Source organism: Nostoc sp. GT001, from assembly GCF_030382115.1.
Taxonomy (GTDB): Bacteria; Cyanobacteriota; Cyanobacteriia; order Cyanobacteriales; family Nostocaceae; genus Nostoc.
In genome coordinates, this window is the sequence record NZ_JAUDRJ010000003.1 from 5840894 (window position 1) to 5856908 (window position 16015).

A 16015-nucleotide genomic window follows, 5' to 3' on the forward strand; every position below is an offset into this window, starting at 1 on the left:
AAAACTCTTATTACAACTTTTTTTAGGGATTACACCTTTTGGCATTGGAATTATATTGTTGATTTTTTTCCTTATGCCTAAAGTTGCCTTTTCTAGAGACGGCTACACTCAGGATAATTCCAATGTCGTTTGACAAAATGCCTTTGAGCAACCAACAAATAAGTTACTTGCTGCTCTGCCAGCCAGTGATTATCAGCGTCTTATTCCCCACCTGAAGCTGGTTCCGCTATCAAATCGGCAAGTCCTTGACCAAACAGGCGAACCGATCGCACAGGTCTATTTTCCTAACAAAGCAGTAGTTTCTATTGTCACCACTATGGAAGATAGCTCGACAGTGGAAGTTGGTTTATTGAGCAATGAAGGCATGGTGGGTATGTCGGTAATTTTAGGAGACACCACCACAATCACAACAAATGCTGTTGTGCAGATTCCAGACACTGCCATGCAAATCGATGCAGATATACTAATAAGCGAGTTTAAGCGAGGTACAGTGCTTCAAAGCGTGCTGCTGCCTTATGTTCAAGGTGTATACACTCAAATAGTACAAGAATCTGCCTGCAACCGTTTTCATCAGCTAGAGGAGTGGCTGGATCGTTGGCTGCTGACAGTTTCTGACCGTCTGGAATCAAAGGAATTTCCACTTACCTAAGAATTTATTTAACAGATACTAGGTGTACATAGCACTGGTGTCAGCGAAGCAGCTAGCACCCTGAGGCAAACTGAAATCATCGCCTACCACTGTGGTGAGATTAAGATCCTGAATTGAGAGGCTTTAGAAAAAACCTCCTGTAAATGTTATCAGATTATAGAAGATGAATTTGCTCATTTATTGGGTAATAAGCCCAATAACCGAGCAAAAAAATTTTTTTGAGCTATAGCTGTAGTCATATAGGTTAGGACATAATGACAAGCGTGAATGTCAGGAAGAGTAATGTTTTTAAGTAGGTAAACATAATTACCTCCTGCCTCCTGCCCCCTGCTATATGCGTACGAAACCGAACAGACTCGCAAAAATAACTTGATTTAAAGTATTTTTGAGCAAATTTATTTTTTAATGTTCAGTGAACGAAAACACTTTTAAGCCGCAAGTAAATAGGTTACTCACGGCTTTGCCAGCGAGTGATTATCAGCGTCTTTTTCCGCACCTGAAGTTAGTTTCGCTTTCAACTCGGCAAGTCATTTATGAACCAGGAGAACCGATCGCACACGTTTATTTTCCCCAATACGCAGTAGTTTCTTTAGTCAGTAGTATAAAAGATGGCTCAATGATGGAAGTTGGGATAGTGAGCAATGAAGGGATGATCGGTATCCCAGTAATTTTAGGAGGCAACACAACAACCACAAAAGCGTTTGTGCAGGTTTCGGGTACTGCTATGCAAATGGATGCAGATGTACTTAAAACCGAGTTCAATCAGGGTGGAGCTATTCAAAACCTGCTGCTGCGCTATGTACAAGCTGCATACACTGAATTGGTGCAAGGATGTGCCTGCAACCGTTTTCATACCGTAGAGCAGCGGCTGGCTCGTTGGCTACTCACAGTCTCTGACCGCTTGCAATTAGAAGATTTTCCACTCACACAAGAATTTATCGCCCAGATGCTAGGTGTACGGCGCTCCGGTGTGACAGTAGCGGCTAATACCCTGAGCAAAACCGGAATGATTCGCTACCAGCGTGGTCATATTAGCATCCTCAACCGAGAGGATTTATCAGCAACTTCCTGCGAGTGTTATGGGGTCATAAGAGGCGAATTTACTCGGTTGCTGGGGAATTAGCCAAGGCGCGTAGGCGTAGCCCGTCGTAGACATCGCCAAAGAATCATTTTAAATTACTATGTCCGAAACCGGACAGACACTTGCTAGGGAGTTCCTTTAAGATTTAGTGAAGTAAGCAATCAAATGGTATTTACAAATACGTGCCTTTTAATGTGATTACTACTTTAAGTCTTTGAGCTAGACAGTGGTGAGAATAATGTCTAATCAATCGATGTCTTTTCAAGGTGTACGATTGCTAGCTGTTGACGGCGATTTTGATACAAGAATATTACTTAATTACCTGTTTGAATTAGGTGGAGCAGAGATTATCACTGCTGCTTCAGTAGGGGAAGCTATGGCAATAATGTCATTTTTTAAACCAGACATCCTAATTAGTGAGATTTGTTTACCAGATGAAGACGGCTACTCACTACTTTTGAAGGTCAGAAATCTGGAAGCAAAGCGAGGAAGACATATTCCAGCTATTGCTTTGACGGCATCTGTTTCCGAAGAAGACCATGATTTTGCTTTAGCAGTAGGTTATGATATATATCGATGTAAGCCTATAGATTTAGACGAATTAGCTTTTATGGTTGTCAGTTTAATCGGAATCGACAATAGGCTTGAGATATTGGGATGCAACAAGGAAGAAGCCAGTAAGTAAGAAAGCTTTAACTAAATTTTATTTATTCTAAAAATACAATTTCTATGATGGCCTATGCCAATGCCTGGTGATTTTCTCCTAAATCATCAGGCGATGCTTTTTCTCAGCAATCTTCTGACTAATTTTATTTTTTATTAATTTCGCTAGTAGTAAAAACCTATTCAAAGGTAGTGATATAAAATATACTAAGAATAAATACAGAGAACCACCAAGTAATTCTCTGCGAGTACTCATTTTTTCATATTAAGGAGTGCATTATGGAATATCTTGCTTATTCCCAGATGTTTATTGCTCAAGAAGAGGCATCTGGAAACACTAAGTACAATCTTCCTCAACCTCAATTCAATTGGAAAAAACTGCTTAAATCTTCGGCTTGGTTAGCTTTAGCTGGTGTTGGTGTATTGTTTGCTGCTGTAACCCAAATTCAAATGAGTTCGGCTGCCTATGTCAAGACTAACGGCAGTTGTTTACGTGTCCGTACCGGCCCAAGCAGCAGCTACTCGTATGTGGACTGTGTACCAAATGGCGCAACACTTCCAGCCATTGAAAGATATGAAAATGGTTTTGCCAGACTTTCTACAGGTAGATACGTTTTTGCGCGATGGATTGGTGATAGACCTAATAATCGTCCTGTGACTAGACCTGGTGGTGTTGGCGGTTCAGTGATTCTTACCCCTGGTTCTAAAGGTCAGCTCGTCAGAGACTTGCAAACAGCTTTAGGTAATCTTAGAATTGATGGAATTTACGGTCAAGAAACTGTTAGCCGAGTCCGAAGCTTTCAGCAAAGCAAAGGTCTACTTGTAGATGGTGTTGTAGGCCCCGAAACTCGAGCAGCTCTGGGTATTTAACCAGAAGCCACCCTTAAAAAACCTCGTGGTTTGGTAAATATTGTCAAACTAGTTTTGAGGGTTTGTAGTAAGCACTTTAGTGCTTGAGAAATAAGGACTAAAGTCCTTACTACGAACTTTTTTACCCATAAATGTAATTTTGGACAATCTGCAAAATGCGCTCTGCTGCATGACCATCCCCAAAAGGATTGATTGCGTTTGCCATCGCTTCATAAGCATCTGAGTCACTGAGTAACTCAGTAGCGGCTGCAACAATGTTCTCAGTCGTAGTGCCAACAAGTTTGGCTGTACCAGCTACCACAGCCTCCGGTCTTTCGGTAGTGTCTCTCAAAACTAGTACTGGTTTTCCCAAGCTGGGGGCTTCTTCTTGCAAACCACCAGAGTCAGTGAGCAAAAGATGCGATCGCCTAATTGCTCCCACCAAATCTCCATAATCTAGAGGATCTGTCAAGAAAATTCGGGGATGATTCCCTAAAAGTTCCTGCAACGGGACTCGCACTGTCGGATTGCGGTGCAATGGTAAGAGCAAAGCTGTATCAGGAAACTTGTCTAAGATTTGTAAAAAGCCTTGAGCGATCGCTAATAGAGGTTCTCCCCAATTCTCCCGACGATGAACTGTTGCTAACAAAACCCGATATGATTCCCAGTCTAAGCCTGGGACATCGCAAACTACTTGGGTTGCAGCGACATTTAACAATGCATCAATTACAGTGTTACCTGTCATGTGAATTTCACCCAAAACACCAGAACGATGCAAATTTTCCACAGCCCAAGGAGTCGGTGCAAAGTGCAACTGAGTAATTTGAGAAATCAATCGGCGATTAGCTTCTTCTGGGTAAGGATTGAAGATATCATCAGTTCTTAACCCTGCTTCTACATGACCTATAGGAATTTTTTGATAAAAAGCTGCTAAAGCAGCGGCAAAAGCAGTGGTAGTATCTCCCTGCACAATTACGAAATCTGGCTTTTCTGCCTTAAATAATGCTTCTAACCCTTGTAAACTTCGGCAAGTAATATCATTTAGAGATTGCTGAACCTGCATAATTTCCAAGTTATAATCTGCCTTGATATTAAATAGTTGCATAACTTGCTCAACCATCTCACGATGCTGTCCAGTTAGAATTACTTGCAACTGAAATTCTGAAGACTTCTGGAAAACCTGAATCACTGGAGCGAGTTTAATCGCTTCCGGGCGAGTACCTAAGATAATGCAAACGCGTTTTTGATTAGTCATTAGTCATCTGTAATTTGCCATCTATAGTCAATCGTCTATAGTCAATGGTCTATAGTCAATCGTCGGTGGTTAATCCTTACATAAACCATAAATATTAATGGATAAATCACACAAGATATAAAAAAACCAAGCTTAACCGGGCAAATGTATTGTTTGTCTAATTAACCTGTAATAACTATTTAAAAGTTCAAATTATAAAAACCATGAAAAAACCCGGCTTAACCGGGCAGACGCACTGTTTGTCTAATTAACCTGTAATAACTATTTAATCTCACAAGTTAGAGGGCAAGCAGCGTAAACAGTAGCCTGCATTTGGTCTGCCTCTCCATGCAGCCAGCTTAACCACTTAACTTCGCTAGGATGAACTCCCTTAACAGTTAGCACACCCGCAGCCAATACAACTGCCATAACATTAAACATTATTAGAGCGCCTGCTACAAGCAAAACCGCACTAACAGGCATCACAGATTGCAAGATAATCGACAACAGACATCCGACCGTAGCCATTAAGACAACTAGTGGAAAACCCACAACCAACAAACATACTGCTAATGTAAAAGTCCATATTAAAAAGCTTTTAATCATCAACAAGGAGTAGGTCTTTCCTTGATTAGAGCTTTCAGCAGAAACCATGACTTTTCCTCCCAAAATACACAACAGATTTTAATTTCAGTCATATCTCGCTTTTTGCGAGTAAACTGAATTGTTCTTCAGTGAAATTCAGTATATAAAAACTAATTGGGAAAATGAGCATTTGTTTACTAAAGTTTACAGTTAATTTTTCGTAATTATGGATATAAAGTCAATTTTCTATCTATTAGAAAAACTTGTTTACTGCATCTACCTTCAGGTATAGAACCTAGAATGTATGAGCTTTGAACCTTGATCCCCACGATATCATTCCTATTCAACTTAACATTTCTTATAAAAATTAGTAGTCTTTCTCATAATTCCTAGACAGCCTGAATAAATGATCTGCTAGTATTTGTGCTGTTAATTGCTGGCAATTCGTGCCCATACCTGGGATAAATTTCTCATCTAAGTCATGAGAATATTTACTTTAAATTAAAAGCATTAAAAGTAACTTTTAATTCCATGTGTATTTACTGAGGTCTTTTAAGTCCTTACATGTGTTAAACCAGTTTAGATAGGTTAAATAATCTATCTAAATATTCTGAGTAATGAAATTTTAGGAAATAAAAGATACCAACTGAGGTGGATGAAATAGATTGACCGTGGTTCTAGAGTTTCAATCGCCTTCTATCACCGCTAAGGCTTGCAGACAAGCATTCTCCAAAAGTCATCAAAGCAAGTGACTTTACTTCTCGTTAATTCAACTTTTTAACTGCCAAATGTGAAGATATATGACAGAATCACAGTCTCCATTAAATTCTAACTCTGCTGCCGGACGTAATTTGCCACCAATGCCGCCGCCACCACCGCCAACTCCAACCTTTAGTACCCAGCGGCAGATGACACAAACATTGGATATGTCAATGGATAGGGGCACAAATCCGCCTGTTGCAGGTCATCGTCCGGGTAGTCCACCGCCAATACCTAATTCAGTTCGCCCTCAAAACAGCAGTCCAGAACTCACTTTAGAGAAGTTAATCAGAGAAGCTTACGATCAGGGATATTCTGACTTGCACTTGGGTGTAGGTGAACCACCGCGCTTTCGCAGCCGAGGAGAAATTCAATCAGGAGATTATCCAGAAACAGACAAAGAAACTTTTATGAGTTGGTTGCGGGAGGTGATGAGTGAGGGAGAAATTCAGCGCTTTGAAGAATCCTTAGAATTTGACGGAGCAACTCAATACGAATTTGCTCGCGTGCGGATTAATGTTTTTGGCTCCCTGAAAGGGCCTGCAATGGTGCTGCGGTTGATTCCGCTAAAAATCTTAACTATGGAACAGTTGAGATTACCTCCAATTTTTCGGGATATTTGTCATCACCATAAAGGTTTAATTCTAGTAACGGGGCCCACTGGTTCTGGTAAGTCCACCACAATGGCAGCGATGATTGACTACATCAATAAGGAGATGGCCAAACATATCATCACTATTGAAGACCCGATAGAATTTGTCCATCAAAGCCGCAAGTCCTTAGTCAAACAGCGGGAAGTGGGAATGCATACCCGAAAATTTGACAACGCTTTGAAAGCAGCTTTGCGGGAAGACCCAGATTTGATTCTGGTGGGGGAAATGCGGGACAAGGAAACAGTTAACACCGCCCTAAAAGCTGCTCAGACTGGTCACTTAGTCATGGGAACCCTGCACACCAATAGTGCGGTCAAAACCATTGAGCGGATTCTCAACCTCTATTCTGGTGATGAACAGGATGCAATGCGGGTGGCGATTTCTGAGTCTTTAGTAGCAGTAATTGCTCAAGGTTTGTGTCGCACAACTGACGGTAAGCGGGCTGCTTTCCACGATGTGCTGATCAATACTGAGGCGATTAAGGAATGGATCAAAGACGGTAAGTATGATGAAATTGGCGAGTTGATGAAACAAGCTGGCTTTGATGGCATGATTACGATGAATCAGTCATTGCTCAATCTCTATCAAGACGGACGCATCACTGAAGAAACTGCTTTGGAAATGTCACCAACTCCTAACGAAATGGCACAGTTTCTCCGAGGTCGAGTTTAGGATTGGGGACTGGGGAAGAGGCAGAGGAGCAGGGTGCGGGGGGCAGAGAAGAAAACTCTTCTCCCTGCTCTCCCAGTACCCAATTCCAAATATCTTTGCGATCCTGGTTGAGGTTATAGCTAAGGTAAAAGGTAAAAGAGAGAATTTTTACTTTTAGTTCCCTAACCTCTGTGAATAACTTGACGACAAATAAACTATCTACGCCCCAGCTGTTTAAAGGCATTGCGCTATTTACGCCTGGAGGAGATTTAATTTACTGCATCGACCCTAGCAAGCAAGGTCGATGGCATTTGCATTTGTGCTCGGCTTTGCAAGAAATCCTAGATTTACCAGAGCCACCGCACTTTTTAGTGCCTTGTTATACTGCAACTATTGATAATTGGTTAGATCCGCGCACTCAACAAGTGCGAACTTTTGCTGAAGCTTATCCAGCTGTAATTAGACATCAAGCTTTGCTTAATGCTGTTTTTGGCACGGGAGAATTAGTATGGCAAGCAGCTCCTTGGCAAGAAGGATTGTGCGATCGCATGGTGTTAACAACCTATCGTTCGTCATTTGGGCAGCTTTGGGAGGATCACGATTTAATTGTCCGTCTAGACCTTTCTGAACCTGTACCAAAATACCACCAACCAGTAATAATACAAAAAAAAGAAGCCATCACCCAAGGCTATGTTCTCCGCTTGTTTGTTGCCGGACATAGCAGTTCTACTGAACGCATTCTGCAAAATTTACACGAATTGTTAGAGCGATCGCTCGGACACCCTTATACTCTGAAGGTGATTGATGTTTTAAGTCATCCAGAACAAGCAGAACTAAATCAGGTTTCTGCAACTCCTACCCTTGTCAAGGTTTGGCCTCACCCAATTCGGCGAATCGTTGGAGAGTTGGATCATGTAGAAAAGATTTTACACATGTTAGCTGCTAAGGAAAAAATTTAAGTAATCAGACTAGTTTTTTTGCTAAGTGCGCGAATGGGTAGGTGTTGGTGAAGGGGGAACTACAAAAATGGTTAGATTGTCGTAGCTGCAAGGATTTGAGACTTTAGCATCTTTAAACCATCCGCGCACCTTATATAATCCATTTGTGCAAAACCTCTCTCACTGTCTGTGCAGTCCAATTTAAATGATCCGCGATTTTTTCCACATACCAGCCATATGCGTTTAATCTGATGTCGATGAGATTGTTCACCTGTTATCTACCGATTTAGATATAACTAGCCAGCCTCGATCTCGTTTTTGATACTGATTTCACGAAATACTTTGTGGGAGCGCACAGCTAGCTATACACTCCTAAAAACTACTTTAAAAAAGGAAAACATATAACCCTAAGTAAGTAGGATTATATATTGGATATATTTACTAACCTCGTTGAAAACCCTTTGCTGGCTTTTGTTGCCCCTTACCCTTGGGCTTAGATTTGTTAACTTCTCCTAAAGCTTCCTGAAATAAGTTATGCAAATGTATGGGTACACTGGCTATGTCTGGCAACTCTGGCTCAATAGGTTTGTGGAATTCTTGCAAAAGTGTATCCAAGTCACTTTCAAGCCTAAACTCTGGACGTTGCAAAAATGATTGCAACACATTTTCTAATTGAGTTGGATACTGTTGCCCTAATCGATGCCAAATAAAAGCATTAATACTTTTATCTTCGAGGTAATAGCGAACTAGTTTTTCCGCTCCTTGAACACTTTGCCAGTCCTCTGCCGATAAGATTGCTTGTACCTTACTATAAGTTGGTAAAAACATTTGTCCCCAACGGGGATGAGAAAGAGCCGTTACCTGTTCTGCTTTCTTGAGTTCAGCAGGCAAATCAACCTTTGGCATCACCATTTTGCTCTTGGTGCTTTTGCTGTTAAACATTTCAGAGACTACGTTGGAATCAGCACCAAATTCTTGTGCTGCGGCTTTTATTTCCTCGTCTCCAATGCCAGCCGCTTCTACCACTTCAGCCAGAGATTTAGAAGTATCAATTCCTGCGGCTGCAAAAGTTTTTTCAGTAATTACTTCTTGAAATTCCGCGATTTTTTTATTAAGCTGGTATCCAGATAGTGTGATTTCATCAGTACCAAAAAAGTCCACAAACTGCTGATGATATTGTTCTACTGACTGCCAAGCTTCTTCTAGCAAGTCTGGAGCATCGCTGTAAAGATTACTTTTATAGTTTTCTTTGAAATTACCAATTGCTACGGCAAGTTTTGGTTTACCTAATTTACCCATTATTGTGTAGGGGCCAGAAAACATCCAGTAGCTATCGGTAACGGGAGAAATGCGAGTTAGCAAGATTTCTCCGACTTTTAACCGAGATATTGCCTGTAATGTTTGAGTATTGTTTGGCTTGACAATGTAGCGTTTATCTGTAAGCCAGTTCGTCAATTCAAAGCCATCAGGCAAAATATTAGTGATGGCAAATAAGCCAATAAAAGTATGATGCCAACTGTTAATCAGGCTGCGATCGCTTTCTGTTAAATCTGGATGGCTTTCGATAAACAACTCTAATGGAGATTTATCACCGACTTTCCCGGCTGTCAAAAAGCTATCGATGGTTAAGTCTTGCTGCGTATTATCTCCACTTCCACGACGCAACTGTTCTGCGGCATAAGTTTCCAGTGCTTGTGCCAGTTCGCCTTCAGCATCAAGGACAAAATCAACTAAGGCTTGTTTTAATTCGTGCGATCGTTCTAATATGACATCCACAAGTAAATCTCTCGGTGCAACAGATGTAGATTATAGCCTTTGAGAGAATTTCAGCATCTAGCTATTGCTAGATTTATAGAAATGCACACTTAGCAAAATAGGTTTGATCGTGCAGGCATACTACAGCTAACATCTGTCACAGCCAGGTTATTGGGATTAAACCCTTGGCGAAATCGGCGGTGTGGTGTTTGGACAGCGATCGCAGTTATGGTATTTTATTTGAGTTACCAGCGATCGCCACCTGTAGGATCTAGACTCAGACCGCAAGGTGTACTGTGGTGATATCAAAATCGCTATTGGTTGGTTTTAAAGAACAAGCTTACTTCTCCTATTTTAAATCTACTATGCTGCTTGAGAGTTAAGCTCCTAGCAAGTGATTGGCATCAAAGACGATGGGGTAAATCATCCCAGAACTCGGCATAAAAGGTTTAGCTCGTGGATCTTTGCGTAAAACAGGTTGGTTTTACTTTCAGCATGGTGGACAATGACGCTAAATTTAATTGGAGTAATCAATATGAGGAATCTATCTAGACTTCTTCAAGATATCAAAGAAAATCCAGTCATGTATTTAGATAAGCCATCAATTACTTGTCTTGATTCATTTTTAATTGGGTATTTAAGCACTCGAAGTGAGATGGGATTAGATAGAGAAGGGTCTGGAATTGAGGGGTTTCAAGATTGGATACAAGAAAGAGAAAAAACTAATATTTCACAATCATGGGCTGGTATACTTCTATTTTTTGGTGGGAGTGAAAGAAGTGCTTTTTCTAATTTTTTTGAACTGTTTGAAATATTTTTGAAACAAAATGAGAGTTCACCAAATAAGGAAAATGGAAAAAGCCTTAACTCTTCTGGGAATGATTTGAGGTTTTCGGTACGCGCTCTCTATGAGCTTCTGGATAGTATCAAGAAAAGACCTGGAATGTACTTAGGTACTAGCTCAATTACTAAGCTTGATATGCTTTTGCGGGGATATAGTCTGGCTCAAAGAGAAGTTGGCGTACCCCTAACTGAGCAGGAAAGAGAATTTGAAGGTTTTCAATCATGGGTTCAAGAAAAATATGGGATTAAGTCAGGTCAGTCATGGTCTAAGATAATCCTTTTCTATTCTGTAGACGAGCATGAGGCACTACAGAAATTTTTTGAATTATTTGAAGAATACTTGAATAAGAACAAGAGTTTAGAAGTAGACACATAAATAAGCCATCAATTACTTGCCTTAATTTCTTTGTAAAGGGTATTTAAGTCAACTAAGTGATTTAGCATTGATGAGTTACTTAGCAGCTTTTTTCAAACCTTGCCATCTCTCTCGCAATCGTTGCAAGTTAGGTGTATGACCGCCATAACGCCAGCCAACATAAGCTTGACAAATTTCATCTATGACCTCAGCAGTTGCTAGAGCATGATGCTGGTATGAAATTCTGGCATACTCTAAAGGTGTTTGTGCTGGATGTTTGCCTAAACCTTTTTGGGTTGTCCATTGCAGCATTTGTTGATAAAGGCTTTCCATTGCTGGCAATTTCTTTAACCATCGGCGGTTGCGCCACTCTCGCCACTGACCCCAACCTAGCCAAGCGAAGAAAGCTGCTGTAGTTGACAAGATTAAGCCAGTTAATACACCAAACCAACCTTGAGAGAATAAAGCTAAAAACCAAGCGATCGCTTTAATCACCCATTTAAATATTGTCTCAAATACATTATTCAACAAACCTGTCAGCGGAGAAGGTAGCCAGCCAGCAACCCAATGCCACAATTGGCGCAACACACTAAAAGTCTGAGTGTCTTCTATTGAAGGTGGTATCAGAGGATGATTGGGAATAGGGTCAAAGGCAAACCAACCATATTTAGGAAAATACACTTCCGTCATCGCATAAGCGTCAGTATTACGGACAACATACAGCCCTGTAAATGGATTAAATTCTCCTGCGCTAAACCCTGCTACTAACCGCGCTGGAATACCAATGGAACGCAACATCACCGTGAGAACTGTAGAGAAGTGATCTGGATATCCTCCCTTTTGCTTAAACAAAAAAGTTTCTACCAAGTCTTCTTTTTCACTTAAATAAGGTAGTTCTAAGGGATTTTGGGGAACAGAGTAGCGTTGCTTTAAATATTGAGCTAAGTAGAGAGCTTTTTCGTAGGGTGAATCTAAGCTTTTAGCAGACTTTGCGACTTTTTCTTGATTGTAGTTAGCGAGGATTTCTTCGGTACGTTGCCGCACTTTTTCGGCAATTTCGGGAGGAATTTGCAGATAATGCTTTTTAATGTGTTCTGGATATTTAGTAGAAGCTTTACCTAACAAAGTGCGATCGCGGTATGGTACTTCAGAAATTACTGTGTAGGTGAAGCCTTCTGATAATTCTACAGGCGATCGCAATCCGTCTTCTTTATCAACAGCGATCACTGGTGCTGGAAAGTAAACTTCTTTGGGATAAGTCATCGCTGGAATCAGGTTAGGCAAATCTGACACCACTGTATAAGTTTGCACTACTTCTTGGGTTTTACCAGTGAGTACAGATGGGGAAAGAAAAATTTGGTAAGACCAAGGCGATCGCCTAACAGTCGTAACATTTTCATTGCGAGAAACTTCCCATCCCTTACCTGTATAGCGATCGAATCCTAATACTCGCCAAAAACCCTCAGCTTGCGATCGCACCCGCATGACAACCTTGGGTTTCATCTCGCCCCGCAGGTTTTGATTCATTTGGCTATTAAAACCGTAATAAAAATTATTATCTACTTTACCTGGTTGACCAGTTTTATTTTGTCCCGTACCACCGCTACCACTGCCTTGATTCTCACCTTTCCCTTGGCGGACATAACCGGGATTAATGATACTACGACCTGTGAAATTATTTTTTACTTGAATAGCAGAACTTACAGGAAAATTGCGTAATTGATAGCCGGGAAATCTGGGTAAAACAGCAAAAATTGCCAACCCCAGACCGACAATTAGTAAAAAAGTTAGAATTAAAAATTTAAAATTAAGACTTGAGGAATTCTTCTGATTGAATTTTTCCTTTTGAGTTTTTAATGGCTGCAAACCCAAGCGTGAGCGGTAGTCTAGTACTAAAGTTGGCAGAGCGATCGCTAAAAATAACAGCAACACAGGTGCAAATGCTAAAGTCTGACTTAGGGTTGCTGCTACACCCAATAAAATCAGTCCGATAACAATCGAATAGCCCAAATTTTTCCGGCGGGGTGTATCAAAGCTGTGTAACACTTGGAGTTGAATTAATAACTCTGCCAAACCCAACCGCGTATCATTCAACTCTCCGACTAATCGCCCAAAGAAAGCACCTAGTGCTACTAACATACCGATGGCGATGCAGAATTTAATTGCAACATTGCGATCGCGGCGACGATAATAACTCCAAATTGCACCCACAACACTCAGGGGTAACGCCCAAAAACTGAATGAAGTCTCAGCGGCAATATCCGTCGCCACAATTCCCAAAATAACCAACGCTAGCACCAGCACCCGCAAAAAAATTGAATCTTCCACTTCAATCAAAGGCGACCCCTGCGGATTTTGCCGCCAGAAATTACCTACAGGGAGACGCCAAAACCGATTCATCCTGGATAAGTTAAACATTTGAGTCTAGTAGAAGCAATGATGTAGATGCAACAAACACAATACAGGGGACGTAATTTGCTACCCTAGCACTGTGTTAAAAAAATGATATCTAAGGGGTAAAGATGGAAATATACGAGAAATGGGTAACGCAGTGAATCGAGAAATAATCAAATACTTTCTCAATATCCCCATGTCCCCATATTCCCGTGTCCCTGTGTCTTTGTAATAACTGCTTCTCGTAGACACCCTAATGACCGTTTATTGAAAAATAGGATAAGCTTCAAAACCAGGAAAATCCTCTTAATATATATCGGCGTTGATTGAGATAGTGTGCTAGCGGTGGAAATTTAACCTAAATCGAGGGATTAATCACAAACAACAACGACTGTTCGTCTATTTCTGGAAATTCAACTTCCAGGGTATAAGTTGGGTTAAGTTGCTCGCAGCCTAACTCTACATTTAAGTATCCCGAAGTTGAAGATGTTGTCATTGCTAAAGTGCCACTTCCCCGCAGGGTCAAAGTTCCTTTAACAGGTAACTCAGCTTGAACAAGCAACTTCGTAAGTTTGCCTAGAGACTGGTATTCTACTCTGATGTTCAAAGCACCAACACTGGTTAGCCATTGTCTTTCTACCACCGGACTGGTTGCTGAAACTGGTAGAGTCAGATTTTCCAGCAGTTGTTTAGCTGCTAGCAACGACAAAGCCATCTGTTGACGCGGTTGTAAATCTGAGTAATCGCTCTGAATAGCGGGCATTGTCTCCAAAGTACTTGCAGACCGATAGGTGCTTCTTAGCACCAATCCAGCTATATCATTTAGTGCTTGAGACTCATTGGGAAAAAAGTTCTCCACCACTTGAACTAATTTTGCCCCCAATGGCACTGAAGATGTCACTAAAGCCTGACATTGTTCTAGCAATTGCTGGAAAACTCTTTCCGGTAAGCGGGTTGGCAAGGTCAACTTTGACTGTTGTACCATCCATCCCCAGCTAGGAACGAGTGTCATGGAAGGCTCATCAACAAAATCAGGATATTCGATTAATTGCGTTTCCCAAGGAAACAACGGTGGGTGTTCTTGGGCTTGGATTTGTAACCGATTCTTAAGGACAGCTTGAAAACGATCTTGCACAGTAGGAATTTCTCCCAGTTGAAAGGTCTGGGGCGTTCCTCCCAATTTTGGCTCACTGCTTTTTGAAGCAGTGGCTTCCTTGAGGAGGTTTTTTACCCCGTCATTTTCCTCACATTCTACCGATTGCTCGTTATTTTTGACATTATCTGTCAACAACCAATCGAGACACTGGTGTTGTAAGGATTCTGAGTCACTATTCATGAGTAGATGCACCTGATCCGGAAACTAATGAGTTACGAATTTCCCAAGCTTGCTCAAGAATCTTAAACCATCGTTTTTGCAGTTGTGCCATTGATAGCCCCAAAGTTTTTGCTATTTTTTCATCAGCTTGTCCTTGTTGCTTCAACTCTAATAAAGACCGTTGCTTATTGTCCAGCTGTGCTGTGTATACTTGCCATTGCTGGGGAGTTAAGCCCAAGTTTGTGTGCAAAGAAGCTTCCAGCCACTCGTGAACTAATTCCCAACGGTGCAACAGGGCGAATCGAATCAAATGATACTTAAAGCGCTGCTGCAAATAATCTCTCTGACGAGGAGTTAAACCTAAAACCGATTCAATTTCCTGTGCTGATAAATCTTGGAGGCGGAGAGAAAAATAATCAGCGCAGTCAGATTGTTGTCGTTGTTCGAGATAATTCATTAATTCCGTAACCACAACGGAACGCAAGGTGTCTTCTTCGGGTTCGGGTTCGGCTTGTGTTGCCATTGTGGAGCGTAATTGGTGAATTGCTGGTTCTTCCCAAGAACCGTCACCTTCATTATTGCTACCTTCTGCGGCTTGTTCTATATCTACGCTGGTTTCTGGAGGCTGCTGTTGGGAAAAAGTTTGTGCCCGCAGGATAATTAGCTGTTGCTGACGACCTGGTAAAGGAATGCGTCGCTTGCCGTAGCGCTCGGTAAATGCCATATACTCGGACAATTCCAAGAGCGTCTGAGGGCGATAAGTAGCACCAAGTTGATTTTCTCGCCGGAAAGCATTCAACGCCTCTAGATAAAAACTCTGGAGGAAATCTTCAATTATCGTCAGCCGCCCTTGATAGCTCAATTGCTTCTGAGGAGGATTAATATATCGATAAATAATTGCACTCAGAGTACTGTGTAATTCGACCCTGCCCCGATTTGAACCCAACTGATAGTACCTGAGACACTGTTGCAGCCGATGCCGAGCCAGGGTCATCGCCGAGCTTTCTACAGATCCAGAAGCTTGGATACGTTTACTCTCATGACAAATCCGGTAGACTTCGGTGGTAATACGTCTTGCTACATCGTGGCAATTCTGTTCCGAAGCTTTAGTTGACTGCTGAAACTCCTTGGACAGGAGTTGAAAGATCGCCTCCACGCCTGTAGAATTTTCTCCCAGAATAGTTGCAGATGGAATAGTTGCGGTTGCGGCTGAATTCATAGTCTCGGTTTTCAAAAGACCCTAACTTACTTAAATACAACCTGTACGACTGTGGGTATTGGCTGGTTTGGT

The 16015-nt window shown here is 41.4% G+C and carries 14 protein-coding genes; 8 read left to right on the plus strand and 6 right to left on the minus strand.

Annotated features, from left to right (window positions below; genetic code table 11):
- Positions 1-316 precede the first annotated feature (316 nt).
- The 4 genes from QUD05_RS34205 (at position 317) to QUD05_RS27550 (ending at position 3263) form a co-directional block, all read left to right on the plus strand.
- On the plus strand, positions 317-649 hold the full coding sequence (locus QUD05_RS34205; protein WP_354666161.1) for a cyclic nucleotide-binding domain-containing protein: 333 nt from the start codon (positions 317-319) through the stop codon (positions 647-649).
- Positions 650-1061: 412 nt separating this feature from the next.
- Positions 1062-1772 carry a Crp/Fnr family transcriptional regulator gene (locus tag QUD05_RS27540; protein WP_289798846.1) on the plus strand — a complete coding sequence of 237 codons (711 nt, stop codon included), beginning with the start codon at positions 1062-1064 and terminating at the stop codon, positions 1770-1772.
- 196 nt (positions 1773-1968) lie between these two features.
- Entirely contained in the window at positions 1969-2415 is a 447-nt protein-coding gene (locus tag QUD05_RS27545) for a response regulator (protein ID WP_289798847.1), read from the plus strand.
- Between the two features lie 257 nt (positions 2416-2672).
- A complete protein-coding gene (locus tag QUD05_RS27550; protein WP_289798848.1) occupies positions 2673-3263 on the plus strand; it encodes a peptidoglycan-binding domain-containing protein in 591 nt (196 codons plus the stop codon).
- 121 nt (positions 3264-3384) lie between these two features.
- On the opposite strand, the gene wecB is transcribed toward QUD05_RS27550, so the two are convergent.
- Complete coding sequence (wecB, locus tag QUD05_RS27555) at positions 3385-4497, minus strand: non-hydrolyzing UDP-N-acetylglucosamine 2-epimerase (protein ID WP_289798849.1); 1113 nt, start codon at positions 4495-4497, stop codon at positions 3385-3387.
- Positions 4498-4758: 261 nt separating this feature from the next.
- Positions 4759-5130, minus strand: coding sequence for a hypothetical protein (locus QUD05_RS27560; protein ID WP_289798850.1), 372 nt, complete (start codon positions 5128-5130; stop codon positions 4759-4761).
- 731 nt (positions 5131-5861) lie between these two features.
- On the opposite strand from QUD05_RS27560, the gene QUD05_RS27565 reads away from it, so the two are divergent.
- A complete protein-coding gene (locus tag QUD05_RS27565; RefSeq protein ID WP_289798851.1) occupies positions 5862-7145 on the plus strand; it encodes a type IV pilus twitching motility protein PilT in 1284 nt (427 codons plus the stop codon).
- 170 nt (positions 7146-7315) lie between these two features.
- Positions 7316-8083: a circadian clock KaiB family protein gene (locus QUD05_RS27570; RefSeq protein WP_289798852.1), complete on the plus strand. Its 768-nt coding sequence runs from the start codon at positions 7316-7318 to the stop codon at positions 8081-8083.
- 420 nt (positions 8084-8503) lie between these two features.
- Here the strand turns inward: QUD05_RS27570 and QUD05_RS27575 are convergent, their stop codons facing one another.
- The gene (locus QUD05_RS27575) at positions 8504-9838 is read right to left on the minus strand and encodes a hypothetical protein (protein WP_289798853.1); all 1335 of its coding nucleotides are present in this window, start codon (positions 9836-9838) and stop codon (positions 8504-8506) included.
- 150 nt (positions 9839-9988) lie between these two features.
- Here QUD05_RS27575 and QUD05_RS27580 point away from each other — a divergent pair, with 150 nt between their 5' ends.
- Together QUD05_RS27580 and QUD05_RS27585 are read left to right on the plus strand one after the other, a co-directional pair.
- Positions 9989-10120 carry a hypothetical protein gene (locus tag QUD05_RS27580; protein WP_289798854.1) on the plus strand — a complete coding sequence of 44 codons (132 nt, stop codon included), beginning with the start codon at positions 9989-9991 and terminating at the stop codon, positions 10118-10120.
- A gap of 202 nt (positions 10121-10322) precedes the next feature.
- Complete coding sequence (locus tag QUD05_RS27585; protein ID WP_354666162.1) at positions 10323-11036, plus strand: hypothetical protein; 714 nt, start codon at positions 10323-10325, stop codon at positions 11034-11036.
- Positions 11037-11111: 75 nt separating this feature from the next.
- Here the strand turns inward: QUD05_RS27585 and QUD05_RS27590 are convergent, their stop codons facing one another.
- The 3 genes from QUD05_RS27590 to hetZ form a co-directional block, all read right to left on the minus strand.
- A complete protein-coding gene (locus QUD05_RS27590; protein ID WP_289798855.1) occupies positions 11112-13415 on the minus strand; it encodes a transglutaminase TgpA family protein in 2304 nt (767 codons plus the stop codon).
- A 352-nt stretch (positions 13416-13767) separates the two neighbouring features.
- Complete coding sequence (locus QUD05_RS27595; protein WP_289798856.1) at positions 13768-14745, minus strand: PatU; 978 nt, start codon at positions 14743-14745, stop codon at positions 13768-13770.
- Positions 14738-15943 carry a heterocyst differentiation protein HetZ gene (gene hetZ / locus QUD05_RS27600; RefSeq protein WP_094352496.1) on the minus strand — a complete coding sequence of 402 codons (1206 nt, stop codon included), beginning with the start codon at positions 15941-15943 and terminating at the stop codon, positions 14738-14740. Before hetZ ends, QUD05_RS27595 begins: the two co-directional genes overlap by 8 nt.
- Positions 15944-16015: the final 72 nt, after the last annotated feature.

Coding starts and splice junctions, on each gene's coding strand:
- hetZ (WP_094352496.1), bottom strand. CDS start 15,943: ATGAATTCAGCCGCAACCGCAACTATTCCATCTGCAACTATTCTGGGA.
- QUD05_RS34205 (WP_354666161.1), top strand. CDS start 317: ATGGAAGATAGCTCGACAGTGGAAGTTGGTTTATTGAGCAATGAAGGC.
- QUD05_RS27560 (WP_289798850.1), bottom strand. CDS start 5,130: ATGGTTTCTGCTGAAAGCTCTAATCAAGGAAAGACCTACTCCTTGTTG.
- QUD05_RS27595 (WP_289798856.1), bottom strand. CDS start 14,745: ATGAATAGTGACTCAGAATCCTTACAACACCAGTGTCTCGATTGGTTG.
- QUD05_RS27565 (WP_289798851.1), top strand. CDS start 5,862: ATGACAGAATCACAGTCTCCATTAAATTCTAACTCTGCTGCCGGACGT.
- QUD05_RS27550 (WP_289798848.1), top strand. CDS start 2,673: ATGGAATATCTTGCTTATTCCCAGATGTTTATTGCTCAAGAAGAGGCA.
- QUD05_RS27545 (WP_289798847.1), top strand. CDS start 1,969: ATGTCTAATCAATCGATGTCTTTTCAAGGTGTACGATTGCTAGCTGTT.
- QUD05_RS27585 (WP_354666162.1), top strand. CDS start 10,323: ATGACGCTAAATTTAATTGGAGTAATCAATATGAGGAATCTATCTAGA.
- QUD05_RS27590 (WP_289798855.1), bottom strand. CDS start 13,415: ATGAATCGGTTTTGGCGTCTCCCTGTAGGTAATTTCTGGCGGCAAAAT.
- wecB (WP_289798849.1), bottom strand. CDS start 4,497: ATGACTAATCAAAAACGCGTTTGCATTATCTTAGGTACTCGCCCGGAA.